The following is a 22,401-nucleotide window of genomic DNA, read 5'->3' as shown; positions in this document are numbered from 1 at the left end:
TGGATGTCAATTTAAATTTAACAATCCAAGAAAAACTGCACCATATAACGAGCATCAATTTGCCGCTTTAGCAGTTAATACCGACATTGTAACAAAGCACAGACCCCCAGCCTAGTGCTTTAAAGCGATTTATAAAAAAGACTGTGGCATAATCGCTTATCTTGAGGATTTTTGAGTAGGTTTAAGGTGTCAAAAGGTTTATTTCGCTCCGGTATGATTGTTAGTTGTATGACTATGATATCGCGTATTTTAGGGCTCGTTCGAGATGCAGTCGTTGCCAATTTATTAGGCGCAAGTGCGGCGGCTGATGTTTTTTTATTTGCTAACCGTATTCCTAATTTTTTACGTCGTTTATTTGCAGAAGGTGCCTTCGCACAAGCATTTGTACCTGTGCTGAGTGAAATTAAAGAACAGCAAGGCGACGACAAGGTCAGACTTTTTGTTGCACAAGCCGCAGGCACATTAGGAACCATTTTACTGATTGTCACTATTATAGGTGTTGTTGCTTCACCCGTTATTGCAGCATTGTTTGGCACTGGTTGGTTTATAGATTGGTGGCAGGGCGGACCTAATGCCGAAAAGTTTGTACTTGCAAGTTCATTACTTAAATTTACATTCCCTTATTTGTTTTTTGTAAGCTTAGTTGCACTTAGTGGTGCGGTAATGAACGTGTATAACCGTTTTGCTGTTGCTGCATTTACACCTGTTCTGCTTAATATTTCTATCATCACATGTGCAATTTTTTTACATGATAAATTTAGTGTCGGGGCTTATTCTCTCGCAATTGGCGTATTTATTGGTGGCGTTGTGCAGTTATTGTTTCAACTTCCATTTTTATACCGTGCAAAAATGTTGGCGCGTCCACGCTGGGCATGGCAAGACGAAAACGTAAAAAAAGTACGTAAACTTATGCTTCCTGCTTTGTTTGGCGTATCTATTAGCCAAATTAATTTGTTGCTTGATACCATGATTGCTTCATTACTGATGACAGGCTCGATTGCATGGCTTTATTATTCAGACCGTTTAATTGAATTTCCGCTGGGCTTATTTGGTATTGGTATTGCGACAGTTATTTTACCGGCGCTCTCTAGGTTACATAGCAGTAAAAAAAGTAGTGACTTTCAGCATACTCTCGACTGGGGGGTGCGTTTTGTTATATTTTTAGGCCTACCAGCAATGATAGGTCTAATGATCATCAGCCCGCTTATTATCACCGTATTGTTCGACCACGGTGCGTTTAAAGAAGACAGTGTTGATCATGTTAAAGCAGTAAGTTTAGGCGTAGTCGCATATTCAGTAGGGCTTGTAAGCTTTATGCTGATTAAAGTACTTGCTCCTGGATTTTATGCTCGTCAAGATACAAAAACGCCGGTGCGCATTGGTATTATTACCTTAGTGTTGAATATGGTATTTAATATTATGCTGGCTCCTTTCATTGGTTATTTAGGATTAGCACTCGCTACTTCGCTATCGGCTAGTTGTAATGCGTTTTTGCTGTATAGGCAGCTTAAAAAAGAAAATGTGTATCAGTTTTCATCAATGAGTATGCGCTTTACACTCAAGTGTGTTGTTGCAAGTATGGTTATGGGAGCTGTTACATGGTTTGTGAGCAGTTACTATTACTGGGCTACATGGGCTTTTACACAGCAGGTAGTCTTATTAATAGCACTCGTGGCTTTGGCAGGTATTAGCTACTTTGCAATGCTATTTTTGATGGGCGTTAGACTAAATACGATAAAAAGTGTAGCAATTACTGAATCAAACTAAAAAAAAGATTATAATCGGCAACTCTGCGGCTTTAATTAATTTTTAGTCGTAATTAATAGCTCGCTAAACAAGGCATTAGGTGGCATGGAGTTAATTAGAGGTATACACAATATTCGCCCACACCACTTTGGTTGTGTGTTAACTATTGGTAATTTTGACGGTGTTCATTTAGGCCACGCAGAAGTATTAAAAGGCTTACTTACTGATGCTAAAGCGCATAGTTTGTCTAGCACTGTAATGTTATTTGAACCCCAGCCACAAGAATTTTTTGCTAAAAACAATGCCCCAGCACGGCTAACGCGCTTACGAGATAAGCTACGTTTGCTTAGTGATTTAGGTATTGAGCGAGTTATTTGCATTAGCTTTAATCAGCAATTTGCAAACATGCATGCTGAGCAATTTGTTAATGATATTTTGATTAAAAAGTTAGGTGTTAAAGCTCTCACTGTTGGCGATGATTTTAAGTTTGGAAAGCAGCGCCAAGGTAACTTTGACTTACTTGCTAGCATGGGCAAGCAAGCGGGCATGGACGTAAAAAGCACCGCGAGTTTTCGTCAATTAAATGCTAGAGTAAGCAGCACTTTAATACGAGATGCTTTGGCATCTGGCGACTTAGCAATTGCTAAAACAATGCTTGGTCACGATTATGCTATTTCTGGGCGTGTTATACACGGCTGGAAAAGAGGACGTGAACTCGGTTTTAGAACGGCAAATATTGCCCTAAAACGCCAAGTGTGTCCTGTCAACGGGGTGTTTGCAGTGCAAGCAACGATTGCAGGAAAACAGATTTTTGGAGTTGCAAATGTAGGCAATAAGCCGACATTTAATGGAACTCGTGCATTATTAGAAGTTCATCTTTTTGATTTTGCACAGGATATTTACGGACAATTTATGCATGTGGAGTTAATAAAAAAACTTCGCAATGAAAAAAAATTCGAGACATTAACACAATTAACGGCGCAAATAGCAACTGATGTTGCTGCCGCTAAGCAGTGTTTTGGTTTAAATCAGGTAGCCGATAGAGACGGAATGTAGGATAAATGAGCGACTATAAACATACTTTGAACTTACCGGAAACACCGTTTCCAATGCGTGGCAATTTGGCACAACGTGAACCAAAAATGCTTAAAGCATGGTATGAAGACGACCTATACGGTCAAATTCGCAGCGCTAAGAAAGGTAAAAAGACCTTTATTTTGCATGACGGCCCTCCGTATGCAAATGGCGACATCCATTTAGGCCACTCAGTTAATAAAATATTAAAAGACATTATTGTTAAGTCTAAAACATTATCTGACTTTGATTCACCATTAGTCCCAGGTTGGGATTGTCATGGTTTACCAATCGAGTTAATGGTTGAGAAAAAAGTAGGCAAGCCGGGCGTAAAAGTAACCGCGAGCGAGTTTCGTGAAAAATGCCGTGCATACGCTAAAAAACAAGTTGAAGGTCAAAAAGTTGATTTTAAACGTTTAGGCGTATTTGCAGATTGGGATAAGCCTTACTTAACAATGAACTTTGACTTTGAAGCGAATGCAATTCGTGTACTTGGTCGTATTATTGAAAAAGGTCATTTGCATAAAGGTGCTAAGCCTGTTCATTGGTGTACAGATTGTGGTTCTGCATTAGCAGAAGCTGAAGTTGAGTATCAAGACAAGCAATCACCAGCGATTGATGTACGTTTTACATTTGTTGATCAAGATGCTGTTGTTAGTGCATTTGATTTGGCTGATGGTCATAAAGGTGAAGGCAGTGTTGGTACTGTTATTTGGACAACAACACCGTGGACGCTTCCAGCAAACCGCGCAGTAGCTGTGCATGCCGATTTAGAATATGCATTGGTGCAGGTTGAAGATGAAGGCGTACAACAACGTCTAATTTTAGGCTCTGAACTTGTTAAAGATGCAATGGACCGCTTTGGTTTTAATCACTTCCACGTATTAGGTTATGTAAAAGGTGCTGCACTTGAAAACTTACAAGTAGCCCATCCTTTTTATGATTTTAATGTACCCGTGATTGTTGCAGAACACGTAACGACTGACTCAGGTACCGGTGTTGTACATACAGCACCAGGGCATGGTCAAGAAGATTTCGTGGCTGGTTTAAATTACAACCTTGAAGTAGCTAACCCTGTTGGCGCTAATGGCGTTTATTTACCAGATACTGAACTTTTTGCAGGTCAGCATGTATTTAAAGCAAATGCGAGCGTAATTGAAGTATTAAAAGAGCACGGTGCATTAATGCATCATCATGCTATAACTCATAGTTACCCACATTGTTGGCGCCATAAAACACCGATTATTTTCCGTGCTACACCACAATGGTTTGTAAGTATGGATCAGGCTAACTTGCGTGAAGATTCTTTAAAAGAAATTAAAAACACGCAGTGGTTGCCAGAGTGGGGCGAAAGCCGTATTTCGAACATGGTTGAAAGCCGCCCAGATTGGTGTATATCTCGCCAACGTACTTGGGGTGTGCCAATTGCATTGTTTGCTGATAAAGATACCGGTGCACTTCATCCAAATACTCAAGAACTCATTGAGCAAGCTGCACAGTTAGTTGAAAAATCTGGTATTCAGGCATGGTACGATTTAGACCCTGCTACATTACTTGGTGAAGAAGATGCCAAGCAATACATGAAAGTGCAAGATACGCTAGATGTATGGTTTGACTCAGGTGTTTCACACGCATGTGTTGTAGACGCACGTGAAGACTTGGTTGGTCCAGCTGATTTATACCTTGAAGGTTCTGATCAACACCGTGGTTGGTTTATGTCATCAATGATGACATCAGTGGCTATTAATGGTCATGCGCCATACCGCCAAGTATTGACTCATGGTTTTACTGTTGATGAAAACGGCCGCAAGATGTCTAAGTCACTAGGTAATGTTATTTCACCACAAAATGTGATGAATAAACTAGGTGCCGACATTCTACGTTTATGGGTTGCCTCTACGGATTACACGGCAGAAATGACTGTGTCGGATGAAATATTTAAACGCTCTGCCGATCGCTACCGCCGTATTCGTAACACTAGCCGTTACTTGCTTGCTAACCTAAATGGTTTTGATCCAAAAACTGATCAAGTTGCTGTTGATGATATGGTTGAGCTTGATAAGTGGATTGTTGGTCGTGCTGCTCAGTTGCAAGACGAAATTTTAGCCGCATACGATAGCTACCAAATGCTATTAGTAACGCAAAAGCTAATGAACTTCTGTACGGGTGAGCTTGGTTCGTTCTATTTAGACGTCATTAAAGATCGTCAGTACACAGCTAAGAGTGACAGCCATGCACGTCGTTCTTGTCAAACAGCGCTTTATCATATTGCAGAAGCAATGACGCGTTGGATGGCACCTATTATGAGCTTTACCGCACAAGAAATTTGGGAAGCTTTACCAGGTGAGCGTAGTGACTACGTATTTACATCTGTTTGGTACGATGGCTTACAAGCGCCAACAAATAGCCAATTTAGTAACGATGATTGGTTAGAAATTCTAACAGTACGCGACGAAGTAAACCGTTTATTAGAAGCTGCACGTAAAGAAGAAGTCATTGGTGCAACGCTTCAAGCAACGGTTAATTTATTTACTGGTAAAGAGCTTGCCGCTAAATTAAATGCGCTTGGTGATGAACTGCGTTTTGTATTATTAACATCGGCCGTAAATGTTTCTGAAGTTGATAGTCAGCCAGCTGATACACAAGCTACCGAAATTGAAGGTTTATTCATTAGTGTTGCTGCAACAGATGCTGCTAAATGTGAGCGTTGTTGGCATTACAGCGAAGATGTAGGTGTTAACCCTGCTCATCCTGAAATTTGTGGCCGTTGTGTAAGTAATGTTGACGGCGAAGGCGAAAAGCGTCAATTCGCTTAGGAGTTATTCTTAGTGAGCAAACTAGCCCAAAAAAGTGGTTTAGTGTGGCTTTGGTTGAGTCTATTACTATTAGTAATAGACTTTGCCAGTAAAACACTTGTTGTAGGGACTATGGCTTATCAAGAGTCGATAAACTTACTCCCTGTTTTTAGTATTACTTATGTGCATAACTATGGTGCTGCTTATAGCTTTTTAAGTGAAGCGGGTGGTTGGCAGCGTTGGTTTTTAAGTGCGATTGCTATTGCTATTAGTGCTTTGCTTGTGTGGTGGCTAAAACGCTTACCAGCAACAAACAAAGTACTATGCGGTGCTTATGCACTGGTACTTGCAGGCGCTATTGGTAATTTATACGATCGTATTGCGTATGGTTATGTAATCGATTTTATTCACGTATTTTATAAAGACTCACATTTTCCTGTATTTAATATTGCTGATTGCGCTATTTGTATTGGCGCAGCATTATTGTTATTTGATGCCTTTACCGGCGAGAGTCCGAAGGAGCATAAAGCATGAGCCAAGCTGTAATTGGTGAAAACTCGCAAGTTATTTTCCATTTTTCTATTAAATTAGAAGATGGCTCTGCCGCCGATTCTACCAAGGTGCACAACAAACCTGCTAAATTAACAATGGGCGATGGCAGTTTAACGGTAAACTTCGAAAAGTGTTTATTAGGTTTAACTGCAGGCGAAAGTAAAACGTTTGAATTAGAACCTGAAGATGCATTTGGTCAGCCAAATCCAGATAATATTTACTACGTTGACCGTAGTAAATTTGGCCCAGAAACACCAGCTAAGGTAGGTGCAATTATTGCGTTTACTCAACCAGACGGTACTGAGCTTCCTGGATTAGTTCGCGAAGTGCAAGGTGAGTCGGTAACGATTGATTTTAATCACCCTTTATCTGGCCAACGTTTAACGTTTGAAGTTGATATTATTGAGGTGGAAGGTTAATGGAAATATTACTAGCTAATCCACGCGGCTTTTGCGCTGGTGTTGACCGTGCTATTAGTATTGTTGAGCGCGCCCTAGATATTTTTGAAAAGCCAATTTATGTGCGCCACGAAGTAGTACATAACCGCTATGTGGTTGATGGATTAAAAAGTCGTGGTGCGGTATTTGTTGAAGAGCTTGATCAAGTACCTGACGACAGCATTGTTATTTTTAGTGCACATGGTGTTTCGCAAGCTGTTCGCAGCGAAGCTAAACGTCGTGATTTAAAAGTATTTGATGCAACGTGTCCGCTTGTAACTAAAGTACATATGGAAGTTACACGTGCGAGTCGTAAAGGTATTGAGTGTATTTTAATTGGACACCATGGCCACCCTGAAGTAGAGGGAACAATGGGACAATATGATAACTCAGCCGGTGGCATTTATCTTGTTGAAACCGTTGATGATGTTGTTGCGCTTAATGTAAAAAATGCTGAAAATCTTTTTTATTGCAGCCAAACAACACTCTCAGTTGATGACACAGCAGATGTTATTGATGCACTACGCAATAAGTTTCCATCAATTGACGGACCTCGTAAAGATGACATTTGTTATGCAACGCAAAATCGTCAAGACGCTGTTCGCGACCTAGCTGATAAAGTTGATGTGCTATTAGTTGTAGGAGCTAAAAACAGCTCTAACTCTAATCGCCTACGTGAACTTGCAGATAAAATGGGCACTGTTGCTTATTTAATTGATGACGCAACTGATGTACAAGAGCAGTGGGTTTCAGGCTCTAAATCAGTTGGCGTAACTGCGGGTGCATCTGCGCCAGAAGTACTTGTACAACAAGTAATAAGCCGATTAAAAGAGCTAGGTGGTACACAGGTTGTTGAGAATCCAGGTGAAGTAGAAAATATAGTATTTGCTGTTCCTGTAGAGCTACGTTAATTTAAATATATTAAACATTTAGATTAAAGGAGAGTCGTTATGAGCAAGTCACTTCAAAATGATGGTTTGCTTTTTTCGGCTCTTTTTAATGAGCGAGGCGTGTTAGCCACGCTTATTGTTTCTCAAGTTATTGCTATTGTTTTAGCTTTTGCACCTAATGTAGAAGGAGATATTTGGCTTCGACTTGGGATCATTAGTTTGTTTATGCATTTAATTGTTTTAGTCGGTACCTCTTCTTTATACTTCTGTAGATTTTTCTTACAAAAACGTACTCAAGCTTTTCAATTAAGTCTATTTTTTGTCTCTTTTTTATTATCTACCTGTATTTTTAGTATTTTATTTTCTCATTTTGCTTTTGATACAGATGATACAAATAACCTAATTTATTTCACACTTCGCAATTGTATTATAGTGGCTTTACTGGCGGCTTTATTCGTCCAATTTTTATTAATTCATTTTGAAAAAGAGCAGCAAACTAAAGCACTTTCTCGTGCAGAGCTTGATGCCTTACAAGCTAGAATACGTCCTCATTTTTTATATAATAGTTTAAACACTGCTGCAGAGCTTACCCATCATGATGCCGATGCGGCAGAACAGGCTATTTTAGCATTAGCCGCCTTATCGCAGGCTGCAATGCACCCGGGGAAGAATGTATCTCTTGAAGATGAAATAACGCTGAGTAAGCAATATATCGCACTTGAAACATGGCGTTTTGGTAATCGCTTAAGAGTTGATTGGCAAATACCTAATGAACTACCCGCATTGAGCATTCCTTGCTTAACCCTGCAGCCATTAATTGAAAATGCGGTATGCCACGGCGTTGAAACAAGTGAGCATGGTGCAGAAATAAAAGTAGAGCTACATATCACTACCGGCTATATAACTATGATTGTTTCCAACCCTATAACAATTTCTAATGCTCAAACTAGGCCTAATAACGGAATGGCACTTGAAAATATTCGCCAGCGATTAAATATTTATTATAAAAATAAAGCACAGCTAACAATTACTAATAAAAATGATGTGTTTAGGGTCAAGGTCGTTATCCCTAAGCTAATTGAGGGCAGTGTATGAATGTACTCATTGTTGATGATGAACCTCTGGCGAGATCTCGCTTAATCCGTTTGTTAGCACATGATAAAAGTATAGTTGTGCAAGGTGAGGCAAGTAATGGTAATGAAGCCTTAGCACTTGCTAAAAAGCAAACGCCAGATTTGATTTTTTTAGATGTTGATATGCCCGGTATGAATGGTTTACAAGTTGCTAATGAACTTAATAGTTTAACCCTACCTCCTGCTGTTGTTTTTATAACTGCCCACCCTGAGCATGCTTTCGATGCTTTACAGTTAAGTGCTGCAGGTTATTTAGTTAAACCTATTACAGAGCAATCACTGCAGAAGGTACTTAAGCAAGTAGGCCGTTTAAATAAAGTACATATTCAAAAACAACAAAATGTAAAAGTATCTTATCAGTTAGCGGGTACTTTACGTAGTGTTGATATAAATGATGTTTTGTACTTTAGTGCAGAAGAAAAATATACCAAAATGATATTCTCAGGTGGAGAGGCTTTACTTGAACAAAGCTTAAAGCAATTAGAGCTGCAATATCCCGCATATGTTTTACGAATTCACCGCAATACTTTAGTGAATAAACAAAAAGTAATCGCTTTGCATTCAAAAGGGAATGGCAATCATATGATTGAGCTACAAGGGTGCAGTGAGTTATTGCCAGTGAGCCGTCGCGAGCTTAAATTAGTTAAAAATACGCTTTAGACTTATTTCGCAATTAAGTTGCCTCTGAGTTAAATGCATTTACGCTTAATTACTACTTTTTTGTTGAATGAGCCGATTTAATTAACCGTTTATCAACAAATATAACCGCTTGTCTTAGTCCTCATTGATTCCTCAAATAAATAGCATAAACTTATAATCAGATAATTTTTATTTGGTTCTATTATGCAGTCATCTCAAACAAAAGTGCAAAGAGGCTTCACTCTAATTGAAGTGTTAATTGCATTTATTATTCTTAGTTTTGGTCTTTTAGGCGCAGTTGCCCTGCAAGCAAAAGCAAAGCAAGCAAGCTTTGATTCTATGCAACGTGCTGCTGCAGTTGCACTTGGTAATGATATTGTGCAGCGTATCCGTGCTAACGATACCCCTCAAATAGCCGGACTGTACACACAAACATTTAATAGTAAAACTGCAACGACAACCTCGCAGACCTGCTTCACAAGTGCTTGTAGCGCAGCGCAAGTTGCTGCACTAGATCTTGAACAGTGGAAAAGAGCTATAAGAGCTCGAGAAAATACGGGCTCTTTAGATGATGCTACTGTATGTATTGCACCTACAGCTGTTGCTGGCTCAGGTGGTAAGGCATTTAATTTAGAGGTAATTGTTTCGTGGCAAGGGCGACAAGAGTTTAATGCTAGTAGTACGACTGGCGCTATCAAGTGTGGAGCGGCTGATAAAAAACGCCGTTTAGTTGTTTTGACTAGTTACATTTACCTTAGGAGCTAACATGAAGCAAAAAGGTTTTACACTTGTAGAAATGATGATTTCATTATTTATTGGTGGGTTAATTTTAGGCGGCGTTATGTTTACCTATATAGGTATGAAAGTAACCACCAGAGATACGATGACTATTGGTGAACTCCAGGAATCAGGGCGTCTTGCAATTAACATAATGCAACGCGATATCGAACAAATTGGTTTTTGGGGTACTTATTATGATGATTCATTTACAGCGGTAAATACAAAAACATTATCAAACCCAGGAGCTGATTGTTTTGAAGGACTAAACAATGGTAGCTTTCCTGACTTGGCAACTGCGAGTAACTTTAGAACTATTTATGCGAAGGTTGCAGATGTATCAAAAGAATTAAACTGCGTAACTAACCCTGTCAAAGGCACAGATATCATTCAGTTAAAGTTTTTACAAGGTGACCAATTAACTGAAAGTGAGACTCAAGCGGATGAAAACTACTTTGTAGCAGAGCAAGAGAGCGCTCAATTTAAACGAGAGGTGATTTCGGGTAGTTCTGCTAATGCATCTATTTGGCCGTACAGCCACCATGTTTATTATATTTCAGAGCAAACATATAAAGTCAATAACAAGAACCTGACTGTACCTGCATTAATGAGAAAGCGTCTAGTTGGTGGGAGCATCACCACCGAAACTATTATGGAAGGCGTTGAGAACATGCGGTTTGTTTTTGGTCTTGATACAAACAGTGATAACCGTGTAGATACCTACCGAAGTATCAAAGGTATGGAGCATACTGATTGGGAAAATCGAAAGGGTATTTTAACTGTACAGGTTTTTTTATTAATACGCGCATTGCAGCCAGACCCTGGAGTTAAAATTAAAAACCAAACTTATACATTAGGTGAAGATAAAGATAAACGTGAATTGAAATTTACCGATACTTTCAGACGCACGGTATTTACCACTACTATTCGATTAAATAATGTTGGATCAAATTTATGGCGCATTTAAAACAATCACAGAAAAAGCAGCAGGGTGTAGTACTGATCACTGCTCTAATAATGGTAATTGCTGTAACGGGTATAGCTGTGACTCTTATGAGTAGTAGTAGCATCGACATTAAAATTACCAATGCTGCTCAAGAGCGTGAGGTGGCTGAAAATGAACTTATTGGTGAAGTACAGCGCATGATTTCTAATGAAGCAAATAAAGGTGCAAATAACCAGTTTTTCTTGAGTCCTGATGAAGTCACCTCGATTGCTGCTGCTGACAAAGAGGGTATGGTAATTGCGACTCATGACGATATGCAAAGTAAAATGATAAACCTTAATAACGGAGCTCTTGATTTAGAGTGCCCACGACGTTTCAATTTTACAGCGGGTATATCGTGCAACATGGTACAAGTTGCTACCACGATTGAGTACGGTTCTAAAAGCAAGCATACACTCACGATTGTTACTGGCGTAGCACAAGAGATGGCTAGCATAAGTAAGGGAATTTAATATGAATTATAAATTAAACAAAGTGCTAGCAGGATTACTGGGCATAGTAGTCAGTCTAGCAGCAAGCGCAGAAGACATTGAGTTGTATGTTAACCATAATGTAGAAACAGACGAAAAGCCCAAAGTTTTATTAATTTTTGATACATCAGGCAGTATGGCCTTTGATGTTGCAGATGGAGATCGCTGTTACCAGTGGGATGGGGTAGCAAGAACCACTCCTCGCTTTTCACGGATTACGTGTTTTGAAAGTAATGTCCTTTTTAGCGATCAATACCAATGCTACAAAAAGGAGTCTAGTTTTCAAGGTATACGTTCAAGTCGGTTTTATAATGGTACGAAAACTAGTGGGAATAACTATGATTTTGGATATCCTGTTGTGTCTTGTAATGATAGCCGCTTAAACGTTGCGCAAAGAGCTATTACTCAATTAGTTAGTGATAATGATGATATTGATTTTGGTTTAATGCGATTCAAGGACAGCGCTGGTGGGTATGTAGTAGCTAAAGTTGGAGCTAATAAATCTAATATTTTACAAGATATTGATGATTTACCTGCCAATGGTGGAACGCCAATAACAGAGACGTTATGGGAGGCTTATCGCTATATAACAGGGAAAACCCTTGATTATGGTCGATACTATAATGATAGAGACAAAAGTATTGATAATAACGTAACTTATAGATCTCCTTTTGAGCAGAGTAATAGTGATCCATTACGCTGCGATAATTCAATAAACATTATTTTAATGACAGATGGTGACCCTACAAACGAAAATGATAGAGATTCCTTTATTGCCGATGTCCACAATAGTCTTTTTACTGATGCTATTCCTTTTGATGATGGTAAATATAGCGATAGCTATTTAGTCGCAATGGCTAAAATTTTACACGGGACGTCCGATAGACCGGTGGATTTGTATACACCAACAAGTGATGTTTTAGATACAGCTCGCCTTTATACTATTGGCTTTGGTACTGGAATGAGCCAAGGAGGAATTGATTTACTCGATAAAGCAGCAACTGTTGGTGGTGGGCAATATCTAGAGGCTCGAACATCAGAAGCGCTGTCTAAAGCACTAAAAAATACTATTTCACGTATTAGAGAGGTAAATGATAGCTTTTCATCTCCTTCTGTTGCTAGTAACAACGTAGATCAAACCCGTAGTAGAGATGCTATTTATTTTGCAATGTTCTATCCAGAGACAAATACGCGTTGGGGCGGTAACTTAAAAAAATTAAAAATGTCAGGTAGTAATATTGTTGATTCAACAAACAATGTAGCTCTCGATTCTGATGGTTTAATAGATACTGATGCAAAAACATTTTGGCTTCCTGCCGGTAAGTCAGCAGATGGTAACTTAGTAGCGCAAGGTGGCGTTAATTATCAACTAAGCACCTTAACAGGAACTAACGCCGAAGAACGAAGAACATTATATACAGATAAACAAGGTGATATTGTTCGATTTACTACATCAATAGTTAGTGACATTCTTGATTTAATCACTAATAACCCAATCAGCTTATCTAGCTCAGATATAAAATGGGCTATGGGTATTGATGTTGATGACGAAGATGAAGATAAGGATACTACGGATCAAAGAGATGATATTTTTGGTGATCCTCTTCATTCAAAGCCAGTAGCGCTTGACTACGGTAATGATGATATTCGTATTCTTATTGGTACTAATGCTGGCTTTTTACATATGTTCAAAGACGATGATACTAATAATGAAGTGTCTGAGAGCTGGGCATTTATTCCCTCATCACTGTACAGTATTATTCAACCACTACGTAGCAAAGAAACGGGTAAAAAATATGGTATGGATGGTCCAATTAGCGTTTATTTTAATAATAAAAACTTAAATAGTGATGGCTTAAATGACGGTATTATTGATGCTAGTGGTAATGATAAAGTGTGGGTATTTGCAGGGATGCGTCGTGGTGGGGAAAACTATTACGCACTAGATATAACAAATCCCGATCAGCCTAAAAAGCTATGGGATAGTCCGATTGAAGGCGGAAAGGGCGACTTTAAAGAGCTTGCACAAACATGGTCAAAACCGCAAATAGCCTATATTAAAGCATTTGGTGATAAGCCTTTATTAATTTTTGGTGCGGGGTACGATACCAATAAAGATGCGGCAATTAAAAGTGAAGATAATGTAGGACGAGGTATCTATATTGTTGAAGCTGAAACAGGTAAAAGAGTGTGGGCATTAACACCCGATATAAATGGCTTTAAAGGTAAGCATAGTATTGCGGCTAATATAACGACACTTGATTCAGATTATGATGGATATATAGACAGAATTTATGCGGCAGATACCGGTGGAGATGTTTGGCGCATAGATATGCCAGGTACTAATACTAGTGAATTTAGTCACTTTAAATTAGCTGAGCTTGGTAGTAATAAAGCAACCGAGGACAGGCGCTTTTTCTATAAGCCACTCGTAGCACGTACAATTTATAGTAAAGTAAGCGAAACAACAATTAATGGTAGCACTGTTATAACACGCTTAGATACACCGTATGATGCGATAGTTATTGGTAGTGGTAATCGCTCAAAACCAACTGGCACCAATGAAAAAGATCAATTGTTTATGATCAGAGATGAAAATACGGTTACAAAATCGTATAAAACGAATGCTCCAGATACTATTTTACCTGCTGATCTGATGCAAATGAATTCAGACCCATTTGGCAATGCACTAGATGACGTTGATGATTTTGTTGATTTAGAAGTTGATTTGGCTAAATTTAATGGCTGGAGGTATGAGCTAGGTGCAGCAGAGAAGTCACTAGCGGCTGCAACAGTAGTTGGAGGTGTTGCATACTTTACAAGTTTTACCCCATCATCAGGTACATCGACTGAAAACCAATGCTCGCTAAGTGGTGGTGGTGGTTCTTTATATGCATTTCACTTACATTATGGTACGAAAGTGTATGACGATCTTAAATTTACAACAAGCTATGATGTACCAGATACACCCCAGTTATACTTTGGTGAAGGTCCCTCATGTGTGGATGGTAATGGTGACGGTAAATGCGATGACAATCCAACCGTTGACGTAACACAAGAAAGTCAGTTTTATTTAATAGGGCCTGGTATTAAAGGTGAAGATGCTGAAAACCCAATGAAACCACCTGAAATAAAGGGTCCTAGTTTAACTATTGTCGATGGTAAGATTCAGTTAGTAAACGATAATACTCTAGGGTTTGGCTTTAAAACACAACAAACATATATTTATAAACGTGAAGAAAATGACGAAGTTAATAATTAAGGAAATTAGATGAAAAAACAACGAGGATTTACCTTAATTGAGCTGATGATAGCCGTTGCTATTATCGGCATACTCGCTTCAATCGCGCTGCCTAACTATACTGAATATGTAAAGCGTGCTTCTCGCGCAGAGGCCATCGCAGCATTATTGGATGCAGCAAACAAAGAAGAACAGTACTTTGTCGATAACAGAGAGTATACCGAGTTAACGAGTGATATAGGGATTCAGAGTAAGACAGAAAATGGACATTTTGAATTATCAATTAAAGTCATTGATAAAAATACCTTCACAATCTCTGCTAAACCGGTGGCAGGGCCGGTAAAAGGAGACGGCGATTGCACTGAGTTATCAATAACTGATACAGGTACTAAAGGCGCGCAAGGGGACAAAACAGACAAAGGAAAAGATATTGGTTACTGTTGGGGAAGATAATTAGAGTTATTTCTTCTGGCATTTATCTGTTGATTTAATGCGTATTCTACCTGTTTGACTAACAGATAAAGCCAATCCTTCGAGATTGGCTTTATTGTTATTAGGGCAATATATAAAAGTACCATTTTGAAAACCATTTAACGATCCATCAGGACGAAAAGTAATTGCACTACGAGGGTACTCAAGATTGTCAGCTTCGTGCACTTTCTCAAATGTACTTAAGAGTAATTCATCGTCATCTAGCGTGGTCGAATTATCTTTATCGGTAAATAGTGACATTTGACCACCCCATTCACCTTCTTTACATTGGGTGTCTTTTAGCGCACATAATGTAACATAAGTGCTATTCTCAATGGCATATAAGCGGCCGTAATTTATATTTCTGTGTAGGAGACTTATATGATTATCTAACCTGTTTTTTGCTAAAAAATCTGGATAAAACCACATGGATAATTGACTAACAATACTGACAACAGCAATCGATACCATTAATTCAAGAAGTGTTATTCCCTTATTTTTTGATATTGTTAATCTCATCCGTGAAGACCTGAGTTAATAGATGATTAACTTAGTCTAGTAAATGATACGAATATGACAAGATAAGGTTGTATGTTTTTTAATCGCACGTAATAGTGGTATCACCAAGATAAAAAGCAGTCCCAGAGACTGATACGTTAAGTGCTTTATTATTTTCGTTATCGCTATTTGGACAATAGATAAAGCCGGTAAATTCTTTGATTTTTGAGTTGACTAGATTTGCTGTAATTCGGCCGCTAGTATTAAAGCGAAGGCTGCTGTCGCCTGTGAATTTTATTTTATCATTAGATGATATATCCGACATTACGCGTAGTAGACTATCATTCGCACTATCATAGCCTCCATTGTTATCAGAATCTATAAATAAGATCACAGTACTGGTCGAGCCCCACTCACTTTTACACGTTAGATTAGAACTGCCAAACTTTTTGGCTCTGAGTACCGGACACACAATAACAATCTCATCAGTAATTGCTGCTTGAGCACGTGCATATGCAATATTTCTTTTTAATTCCAACAAAAAATTTTCAGCTCTATTTTCTTCTAGCATATCGCTGCTATTCCAAATCGCAATGGATGCAATGATCCCAACGATAGCAACGGTTACCATGAGTTCTAAAAGAGTGAATCCGTTTTGTTTATTTTTCATATTAATCTCATTTACTGCTAGTTATTTAAGTATGCTATTTTTATATAGTAAATTATATCATGATCGGTTGTTTTATCACCGTAATTCAATTGCTTTGTTTGCTATGAACACCATGATTGTCTAAAATCGAGACAACTGGAGCTTTCAAAAGTAATTAATATGAAAAAAATAGAAGCAATTATCAAACCTTTTAAGTTAGACGATGTGCGTGAAGCATTGTCTGATGTGGGTATTACAGGTATGACGGTAAGCGAAGTAAAAGGTTTTGGACGTCAGAAAGGTCACACTGAGTTATATCGTGGCGCAGAGTATATGGTTGATTTTTTACCTAAAGTAAAACTTGATATTGTATTGACTGATGAAGATGTAGACCGTGCAATTGAAGTTATTGTAAAAACGGCACAAACAGGAAAAATCGGTGACGGTAAAATATTTGTCACTGATGTTGAGCGTGTAATACGTATTCGTACTGCTGAGGAAGATGAAGAAGCGATTTAAGATTTTTTACTACGCAGTAAGAAGGCGCTTACTAAGCGCCTTTTTGTTTATTTAGTTCTTTTATTTAGTCTTCGTGTTTGCTTTGCGTGCTCACTAAGCTCAGTTAAACCTAATTGGTCGTAACTTTTTTCCATCATTTCAAGCGCGGGATCCAAGTAACTGCTTTGTGAGTAGTGTTCAACAACAAACTTACCTCTATTAGCAGCAGCTAAATAAGCTTCACGCTCATAATAGTAAGTGGCTACTTTTAATTCATAACGTGCCATACGATTTAAAAGCCATACTAAACGACGCTTAGCTTCAGGCGCGTAATCACTTTTTGGAAAGCGTTTTACTAGTGTCGATAAATCAGTAAATGCAACACGTGTACGGTTTGCATCTCTATCAGCTCTATCTACACCAAAGTACTCTTGGAACGCATTTTTATCTGCTTTAATGTTTACTAAACCACGCATGTAATACATGTAATCTAGGTCTTTATGGTTTGGATTTAAGCGAATAAAGCGGTCAATGGTTGCAAGTGCTTGTTCAGTATTACCTGATTGGTAATGTGCATACACTAAGTCCATTTGTACTTGTTTAGAGAATGGGCCAAACGGGTAGCGAGAATCTATTGCACTCAAAAGTTCAATTGCGCGAGCATATAAACCAGAATCTAGTGTTTCTTTTGCATCTTCATATAAAGCGTGTGCAGACTTATTCGGTACACGTTGAATGTCTTCTTGGTCTGGAGCAGACGAACAAGCGCCTAAACTAAGTACAGAAACTGAAAAAACAATGGCAAATGCACGTTTCCCTATTTTATTTATCATTTTATTTGTTACCTTCGATGTCTTCGGCTAGGCCAAGTCGGTAAAACCGAGTAAACTATGTGTATTATATTATGCTTTTATTAAAAGCGATTCTAACCCAGTCGAGCAAAGCTTGCACTGGTAAATTGGGTAAAGTTACTAATGTCAGAGCAAATTTCTCTTCAAGCCGACGTTCCAACCGAATTAGGTGGTAAACGTCTAGACCAAGTATTAGCACAATTGTTCCCTGATTATTCACGTTCTCGTATAAAAACGTGGATATTGGATGATAAAATCACCGTAGACGGTGAAATTTTCAATACTCCACGCGAAAAGCTACTAGGTGGTGAAGTTGTAAGTGTTGAAACAACAATTGAAGCACCACGCGAATACGAAGCACAAGATATCAAATTAAACATTGTTTATGAAGACGATGATATTTTGGTAATTAATAAACCAATGGGCCTAGTGGTTCACCCTGGTGCGGGTAATCCTAATGGAACAGTGCTAAACGCATTACTACATTACTACCCTGAAATAATTAACGTACCACGCGCGGGTATTGTGCATCGTTTAGATAAAGACACGACCGGTTTAATGGTTGTAGCTAAAACGATTCCAGCACAAACGCATTTAGTAACAGCGCTACAAAAGCGTGAAAACTTCACGCGTGAATATGAAGCACTGTGTAATGGTACTATGACTGCAGGTGGTATGGTTGAAAAAGCGATTGGCCGCCATCCGACTCAGCGTACGCATATGGCAGTACATGAACTGGGTAAACCGGCAATTACACATTACCGTGTTGCTGAAAAATTCCGTGCTCATACTCGTTTACGCCTGCGCTTAGAAACAGGTCGTACGCATCAAATTCGCGTGCACATGGCACATTTAAATCACCCGCTAATTGGCGATCAATCTTATGGCGGCCGTCCGCGTCCACCTAAAGGTGCAACACCTGAGTTATTTGAGTTACTTCGTAGCTTTAGACGCCAAGCACTACATGCTGTAAAATTGAGTATTGCGCACCCAATCACGGGTGAAATGATGACATGGCAAGCACCTATCCCAGACGATATGGTTGCTATGACACTCGCATTACGTGAAGATACTAAAGCTAATCCTGATATCGATAGATAATGCACTTATTGTCAGCGACATGGCAAAACCTTCATAAAGTAGGAACGTTAAGTACTACTTGTGGAGGTGGTGTTTCAAAAATCCCATTTAAAAGTTTTAATTTGGGATTCCATGTTGGTGATAATCAAAATCATGTATCAAAAAATCGCTCATTATTAACAAATCTCCTACCTAAACCTGCCGTGTGGCTAAATCAAGTTCATAGCTCTAATGTTGTTATTGTTGATGAACATTTTGATTTTGATGAGTTACACGATGCTGATGCGCTTTATACTCAGTTATTAAATCAGCCTTTGGCTATAATGACCGCCGATTGTTTACCTATTTTATTAGTCAGTGATGATGAAAAAGAAGTTGCAGCTATACATGGCGGCTGGCGAGGGCTTGAGCAGGGAATTATTAAAAATACTTTGGAATGTTTTAGCTCAAAGTATGAAAATATAAATGCGTGGCTAGGGCCTGCAATTGGGCCAACTCGATTTGAGGTTGGGGCTGAAGTGTTTGAGTTATTTCAAAAAAGGTCCCCTTCATTTATTCACGCATTTACACCACAAGCTAATGGTAAATATCTTGCTGATATCTATGGTATTGCGCGTACTTTACTTACCCAGCAAGGCGTTAAAAATATTACGGGTGGCGACTACTGCACAGTCTCTCAAAGTGACTTATTTTTTTCTTATCGACGAGATGGACAAACTGGACGTATGGCTAGTTTGATCTGGCGCAAGTAATTCACATCTTTAATCATTATATTTCCCCCTACACCTTGAACAAACACCTAAACATACCCATTAATTAAGCAATTAGATTATTTAATAGGTAACACCATGCGTTTAGATAGATTTACAAGTAAATTTCAATCTGCGCTTTCTGATGCGCAATCGCTAGCCCTTGGTCGCGATCATCAATTTATTGAACCCGTACATTTAATGTATTCATTGCTAAAGCAAAGTGGCTCTAGTGTACGTGCATTATTTGCACAAACGGGTGTCAGCGCTGACGAACTCAACACCAAGCTTTCACAAGAAATAGAAAAATTATTTAAAGTAGAAGGTGTAGGTGGCGACGTCCAGCTATCAAACAATATGGCATCACTTATTAATCTATGTGATAAGTACGCGCAAAAACGCAAAGACAAATATATTTCAAGTGAATTATTTGTACTGGCGGCATGCGATGATAAAGGTCCACTTGGCGATATATTTAGGTCGTTAAATATTACCTCGACTAAAATTGAAACTGCAATTAAAGCGATTCGCGGCGGTCAAAAAGTTGATGACCCAAATGCCGAAGAAACACGTCAAGCGCTTGAAAAATTCACGATTGATCTAACTGAGCGAGCAGAGCAAGGTAAGCTTGACCCCGTTATTGGTCGCGATGACGAAATTCGCCGCACGATTCAGGTACTACAACGCCGCACTAAAAATAACCCTGTATTAATCGGTGAGCCAGGTGTTGGTAAAACAGCAATTGCCGAGGGGTTAGCACAGCGTATTATTAATGGTGAAGTACCTGAAGGATTAAAAAATAAACGCGTACTATCACTTGATTTAGGGGCGTTAGTTGCGGGTGCTAAATACCGTGGCGAATTTGAAGAACGTTTAAAATCAGTATTAAACGAATTGGCTAAAGAAGAAGGCCAGGTTATTTTATTTATTGATGAAATACATACTATTGTAGGTGCAGGAAAAAGTGACGGCGCCATGGATGCAGGCAATATGTTAAAGCCAGCATTAGCACGCGGTGAATTACACTGTGTTGGCGCAACCACGCTTGATGAATACCGTAAATATATAGAAAAAGACGCAGCTCTTGAGCGTCGATTCCAAAAGGTACTTATTGAAGAGCCATCTGTTGAAGATACCATTGCAATATTACGTGGCTTAAAAGAGCGATATGAGTTACATCATTCAGTAGAAATTACTGACCCCGCGATTGTTGCTGCGGCGCAGTTATCTCATCGTTACATTAGCGACCGTCAGTTACCGGATAAAGCGATTGATTTAATAGATGAAGCGGGTTCTTCAATTCGATTACAAATTGATTCAAAACCAGAGTCATTAGACAAACTCGAACGTCGTATTATTCAATTAAAACTTGAAGATAACGCACTAGCGAAAGAAAAAGACGAAGCAAGTCAAAAACGCCGAGCTGAAATGCAAGAGTTGATCACCGACCTTGATGGGCAATATCGTGAGCTAGACGAGATATGGAATGCTGAAAAAGCATCACTTCAAGGCACGCAAGTAATTAAAGCCGAGCTTGAACAAGCAAGATTAGATTTAGATGTAGCGCGAAGGGCAAGTGATTTACAGCGTATGTCAGAGCTGCAATATGGGCGAATTCCAGAGCTTGAACGAAAACTTGATTTAGCCTCACAAGCCGAAATGCAAGAAATGACCCTGCTTAAAAACCAAGTAGGTGAAGATGAAATAGCTGAAATACTGTCTCGCTGGACAGGTATTCCTGTTGCAAGAATGCTACAAGGTGAGCGTGAAAAGCTGCTGCAAATGGAAGATAAGTTACACAGTAAAGTAATAGGGCAAGATGAAGCGGTTGTTGCTGTTTCTAACGCAATACGACGCTCACGTGCCGGGCTTGCAGATCCTAATCGTCCTATTGGTTCTTTCTTATTTTTAGGTCCAACTGGTGTGGGTAAAACAGAGCTGACAAAAGCACTGGCTGGTTTTATGTTTGATACCGAAGATGCCATGGTGCGTATCGACATGTCTGAGTTCATGGAAAAGCATTCAGTTGCACGTTTAGTAGGGGCACCTCCAGGTTACGTGGGCTACGAAGAGGGCGGTTATTTAACCGAGGCAGTACGTCGTAAACCTTACTCAGTGATATTGCTTGATGAAATAGAAAAGGCGCATCCTGATGTGTTTAATATTTTACTGCAAGTATTAGATGATGGCCGATTAACTGACGGGCAGGGTAGAACCGTTGATTTTAAAAATACTGTTATTATCATGACCTCAAATTTAGGCTCAGATATTATCCAAGAGCAAGCGGGTAATAATGATTACACGACCCTTAAAGCTAAAGTAATGGAAGTATTAATTAATGAGTTTAGGCCTGAATTTATTAACCGTATAGACGAGACTGTCGTGTTCCACCCGTTAGCAAACGAGCATATAAAAGAAATAGCTGATATTCAGTTAATGAAATTACGTGAGCGTTTAACTGAGATGGGATATCTGCTTGAAATAAGCGATGCTGCTCTTGAGCGAATTGCAGCAAGTGGGTTTGATCCTGTGTACGGTGCACGTCCGCTTAAGCGTGCTATTCAACAAACGATTGAAAACCCGCTGGCACAAAAGTTACTTAATGGAGACTACTTACCAGGTTGCGTGATTGTTATTGATGCAAATGATGGCGGCCTTGTATTTACCAAACGTTAATTGTAAATAATTAAACTTAAAAGCCGCTTTATAGCTAACACCATTCAGTTAAGCATGCTTTGACTTAATGGTGTACCGAGTTTTGAAATTCGAACGGTCCTACTTTTGGGCCGTTTTCTTTTTTCTGGAAGAATATAACGTTTCACTCGTTCTCGCATTGCCCTTAATT

Annotated in this window: 20 protein-coding genes; 17 read left to right on the top strand and 3 right to left on the bottom strand. The window is 39.0% G+C overall.

The features are described 5' to 3' along the window. The first annotated feature begins 186 nt into the window (after positions 1-186). From murJ to GQR54_RS15395, 13 genes are all read left to right on the top strand, one after another. Positions 187-1,767: a murein biosynthesis integral membrane protein MurJ gene (gene murJ, locus GQR54_RS15455; protein WP_346766090.1), complete on the top strand. Its 1,581-nt coding sequence runs from the start codon at positions 187-189 to the stop codon at positions 1,765-1,767. 84 nt (positions 1,768-1,851) lie between these two features. Further along, positions 1,852-2,802 carry a bifunctional riboflavin kinase/FAD synthetase gene (ribF, locus tag GQR54_RS15450; RefSeq protein ID WP_166378796.1) on the top strand — a complete coding sequence of 317 codons (951 nt, stop codon included), beginning with the start codon at positions 1,852-1,854 and terminating at the stop codon, positions 2,800-2,802. A gap of 5 nt (positions 2,803-2,807) precedes the next feature. Continuing rightward, the gene (gene ileS / locus GQR54_RS15445; protein WP_101164150.1) at positions 2,808-5,636 is read left to right on the top strand and encodes an isoleucine--tRNA ligase; all 2,829 of its coding nucleotides are present in this window, start codon (positions 2,808-2,810) and stop codon (positions 5,634-5,636) included. A gap of 12 nt (positions 5,637-5,648) precedes the next feature. After that, positions 5,649-6,149 (top strand): signal peptidase II, encoded by a 501-nt coding sequence (lspA, locus tag GQR54_RS15440; protein WP_007376920.1) that lies wholly within the window; start codon positions 5,649-5,651, stop codon positions 6,147-6,149. After that, positions 6,146-6,586: an FKBP-type peptidyl-prolyl cis-trans isomerase gene (gene fkpB / locus GQR54_RS15435; protein WP_166378794.1), complete on the top strand. Its 441-nt coding sequence runs from the start codon at positions 6,146-6,148 to the stop codon at positions 6,584-6,586. Before lspA ends, fkpB begins: the two co-directional genes overlap by 4 nt. Next, a complete protein-coding gene (gene ispH, locus GQR54_RS15430; RefSeq protein WP_007581370.1) occupies positions 6,586-7,515 on the top strand; it encodes a 4-hydroxy-3-methylbut-2-enyl diphosphate reductase in 930 nt (309 codons plus the stop codon). Before fkpB ends, ispH begins: the two co-directional genes overlap by 1 nt. 39 nt (positions 7,516-7,554) lie before the next feature. Continuing rightward, the gene (locus tag GQR54_RS15425; protein ID WP_166378792.1) at positions 7,555-8,589 is read left to right on the top strand and encodes a histidine kinase; all 1,035 of its coding nucleotides are present in this window, start codon (positions 7,555-7,557) and stop codon (positions 8,587-8,589) included. Next, positions 8,586-9,287: a LytTR family DNA-binding domain-containing protein gene (locus tag GQR54_RS15420; protein WP_166378790.1), complete on the top strand. Its 702-nt coding sequence runs from the start codon at positions 8,586-8,588 to the stop codon at positions 9,285-9,287. The genes GQR54_RS15425 and GQR54_RS15420 overlap by 4 nt, the downstream gene beginning before the upstream one ends. Before the next feature lie 183 nt (positions 9,288-9,470). Beyond that, positions 9,471-10,031 (top strand): type IV pilus modification protein PilV, encoded by a 561-nt coding sequence (gene pilV, locus GQR54_RS15415; protein WP_166378788.1) that lies wholly within the window; start codon positions 9,471-9,473, stop codon positions 10,029-10,031. Position 10,032: 1 nt separating this feature from the next. Beyond that, positions 10,033-11,010 (top strand): PilW family protein, encoded by a 978-nt coding sequence (locus GQR54_RS15410; protein WP_166378786.1) that lies wholly within the window; start codon positions 10,033-10,035, stop codon positions 11,008-11,010. Then, on the top strand, positions 10,998-11,501 hold the full coding sequence (locus GQR54_RS15405; RefSeq protein ID WP_166378784.1) for a pilus assembly protein PilX: 504 nt from the start codon (positions 10,998-11,000) through the stop codon (positions 11,499-11,501). The genes GQR54_RS15410 and GQR54_RS15405 overlap by 13 nt, the downstream gene beginning before the upstream one ends. Before the next feature lies 1 nt (position 11,502). Then, complete coding sequence (locus GQR54_RS15400; RefSeq protein WP_166378782.1) at positions 11,503-14,781, top strand: PilC/PilY family type IV pilus protein; 3,279 nt, start codon at positions 11,503-11,505, stop codon at positions 14,779-14,781. Positions 14,782-14,790: 9 nt separating this feature from the next. Further along, positions 14,791-15,213, top strand: coding sequence for a type IV pilin protein (locus GQR54_RS15395; RefSeq protein ID WP_166378780.1), 423 nt, complete (start codon positions 14,791-14,793; stop codon positions 15,211-15,213). A gap of 6 nt (positions 15,214-15,219) precedes the next feature. Here the strand turns inward: GQR54_RS15395 and GQR54_RS15390 are convergent, their stop codons facing one another. Together GQR54_RS15390 and GQR54_RS15385 are read right to left on the bottom strand one after the other, a co-directional pair. Next, positions 15,220-15,750, bottom strand: a complete 531-nt coding sequence (locus GQR54_RS15390) for a GspH/FimT family pseudopilin (RefSeq protein ID WP_166378778.1) — start codon at positions 15,748-15,750, stop codon at positions 15,220-15,222. Positions 15,751-15,829: 79 nt separating this feature from the next. Next, positions 15,830-16,399 (bottom strand): GspH/FimT family pseudopilin, encoded by a 570-nt coding sequence (locus tag GQR54_RS15385; RefSeq protein WP_166378776.1) that lies wholly within the window; start codon positions 16,397-16,399, stop codon positions 15,830-15,832. 159 nt (positions 16,400-16,558) lie between these two features. Here GQR54_RS15385 and glnB point away from each other — a divergent pair, with 159 nt between their 5' ends. Next, the gene (gene glnB, locus GQR54_RS15380) at positions 16,559-16,897 is read left to right on the top strand and encodes a nitrogen regulatory protein P-II (protein WP_002962211.1); all 339 of its coding nucleotides are present in this window, start codon (positions 16,559-16,561) and stop codon (positions 16,895-16,897) included. A gap of 47 nt (positions 16,898-16,944) precedes the next feature. On the opposite strand, the gene GQR54_RS15375 is transcribed toward glnB, so the two are convergent. Continuing rightward, positions 16,945-17,709 carry an outer membrane protein assembly factor BamD gene (locus tag GQR54_RS15375; protein ID WP_007581382.1) on the bottom strand — a complete coding sequence of 255 codons (765 nt, stop codon included), beginning with the start codon at positions 17,707-17,709 and terminating at the stop codon, positions 16,945-16,947. 141 nt (positions 17,710-17,850) lie between these two features. Here GQR54_RS15375 and rluD point away from each other — a divergent pair, with 141 nt between their 5' ends. The 3 genes from rluD to clpB all read left to right on the top strand — a co-directional run bounded on the left by rluD (position 17,851) and on the right by clpB (position 22,232). Next, on the top strand, positions 17,851-18,828 hold the full coding sequence (gene rluD, locus GQR54_RS15370) for a 23S rRNA pseudouridine(1911/1915/1917) synthase RluD (RefSeq protein ID WP_007581384.1): 978 nt from the start codon (positions 17,851-17,853) through the stop codon (positions 18,826-18,828). After that, a complete protein-coding gene (pgeF, locus tag GQR54_RS15365) occupies positions 18,828-19,559 on the top strand; it encodes a peptidoglycan editing factor PgeF (protein ID WP_166378774.1) in 732 nt (243 codons plus the stop codon). The genes rluD and pgeF overlap by 1 nt, the downstream gene beginning before the upstream one ends. A 96-nt stretch (positions 19,560-19,655) precedes the next feature. Then, positions 19,656-22,232, top strand: coding sequence for an ATP-dependent chaperone ClpB (clpB, locus tag GQR54_RS15360; RefSeq protein ID WP_166378772.1), 2,577 nt, complete (start codon positions 19,656-19,658; stop codon positions 22,230-22,232). The last annotated feature ends 169 nt before the right edge of the window (positions 22,233-22,401 follow it).

It is taken from the genome of Pseudoalteromonas sp. Z9A4 (assembly GCF_011378845.1).
GTDB lineage: Bacteria > Pseudomonadota > Gammaproteobacteria > Enterobacterales > Alteromonadaceae > Pseudoalteromonas > Pseudoalteromonas arctica.
The sequence above is the reverse complement of the archived record's forward strand: the minus strand, read 5'-3'. Positions and strand labels throughout refer to the sequence as shown.

Coding starts and splice junctions, on each gene's coding strand:
- ribF (WP_166378796.1), top strand. CDS start 1,852: ATGGAGTTAATTAGAGGTATACACAATATTCGCCCACACCACTTTGGT.
- ileS (WP_101164150.1), top strand. CDS start 2,808: ATGAGCGACTATAAACATACTTTGAACTTACCGGAAACACCGTTTCCA.
- fkpB (WP_166378794.1), top strand. CDS start 6,146: ATGAGCCAAGCTGTAATTGGTGAAAACTCGCAAGTTATTTTCCATTTT.
- ispH (WP_007581370.1), top strand. CDS start 6,586: ATGGAAATATTACTAGCTAATCCACGCGGCTTTTGCGCTGGTGTTGAC.
- GQR54_RS15425 (WP_166378792.1), top strand. CDS start 7,555: ATGAGCAAGTCACTTCAAAATGATGGTTTGCTTTTTTCGGCTCTTTTT.
- GQR54_RS15420 (WP_166378790.1), top strand. CDS start 8,586: ATGAATGTACTCATTGTTGATGATGAACCTCTGGCGAGATCTCGCTTA.
- pilV (WP_166378788.1), top strand. CDS start 9,471: ATGCAGTCATCTCAAACAAAAGTGCAAAGAGGCTTCACTCTAATTGAA.
- GQR54_RS15410 (WP_166378786.1), top strand. CDS start 10,033: ATGAAGCAAAAAGGTTTTACACTTGTAGAAATGATGATTTCATTATTT.
- GQR54_RS15405 (WP_166378784.1), top strand. CDS start 10,998: ATGGCGCATTTAAAACAATCACAGAAAAAGCAGCAGGGTGTAGTACTG.
- GQR54_RS15400 (WP_166378782.1), top strand. CDS start 11,503: ATGAATTATAAATTAAACAAAGTGCTAGCAGGATTACTGGGCATAGTA.
- GQR54_RS15395 (WP_166378780.1), top strand. CDS start 14,791: ATGAAAAAACAACGAGGATTTACCTTAATTGAGCTGATGATAGCCGTT.
- GQR54_RS15390 (WP_166378778.1), bottom strand. CDS start 15,750: ATGAGATTAACAATATCAAAAAATAAGGGAATAACACTTCTTGAATTA.
- GQR54_RS15385 (WP_166378776.1), bottom strand. CDS start 16,399: ATGAAAAATAAACAAAACGGATTCACTCTTTTAGAACTCATGGTAACC.
- glnB (WP_002962211.1), top strand. CDS start 16,559: ATGAAAAAAATAGAAGCAATTATCAAACCTTTTAAGTTAGACGATGTG.
- GQR54_RS15375 (WP_007581382.1), bottom strand. CDS start 17,709: ATGATAAATAAAATAGGGAAACGTGCATTTGCCATTGTTTTTTCAGTT.
- rluD (WP_007581384.1), top strand. CDS start 17,851: ATGTCAGAGCAAATTTCTCTTCAAGCCGACGTTCCAACCGAATTAGGT.
- pgeF (WP_166378774.1), top strand. CDS start 18,828: ATGCACTTATTGTCAGCGACATGGCAAAACCTTCATAAAGTAGGAACG.
- clpB (WP_166378772.1), top strand. CDS start 19,656: ATGCGTTTAGATAGATTTACAAGTAAATTTCAATCTGCGCTTTCTGAT.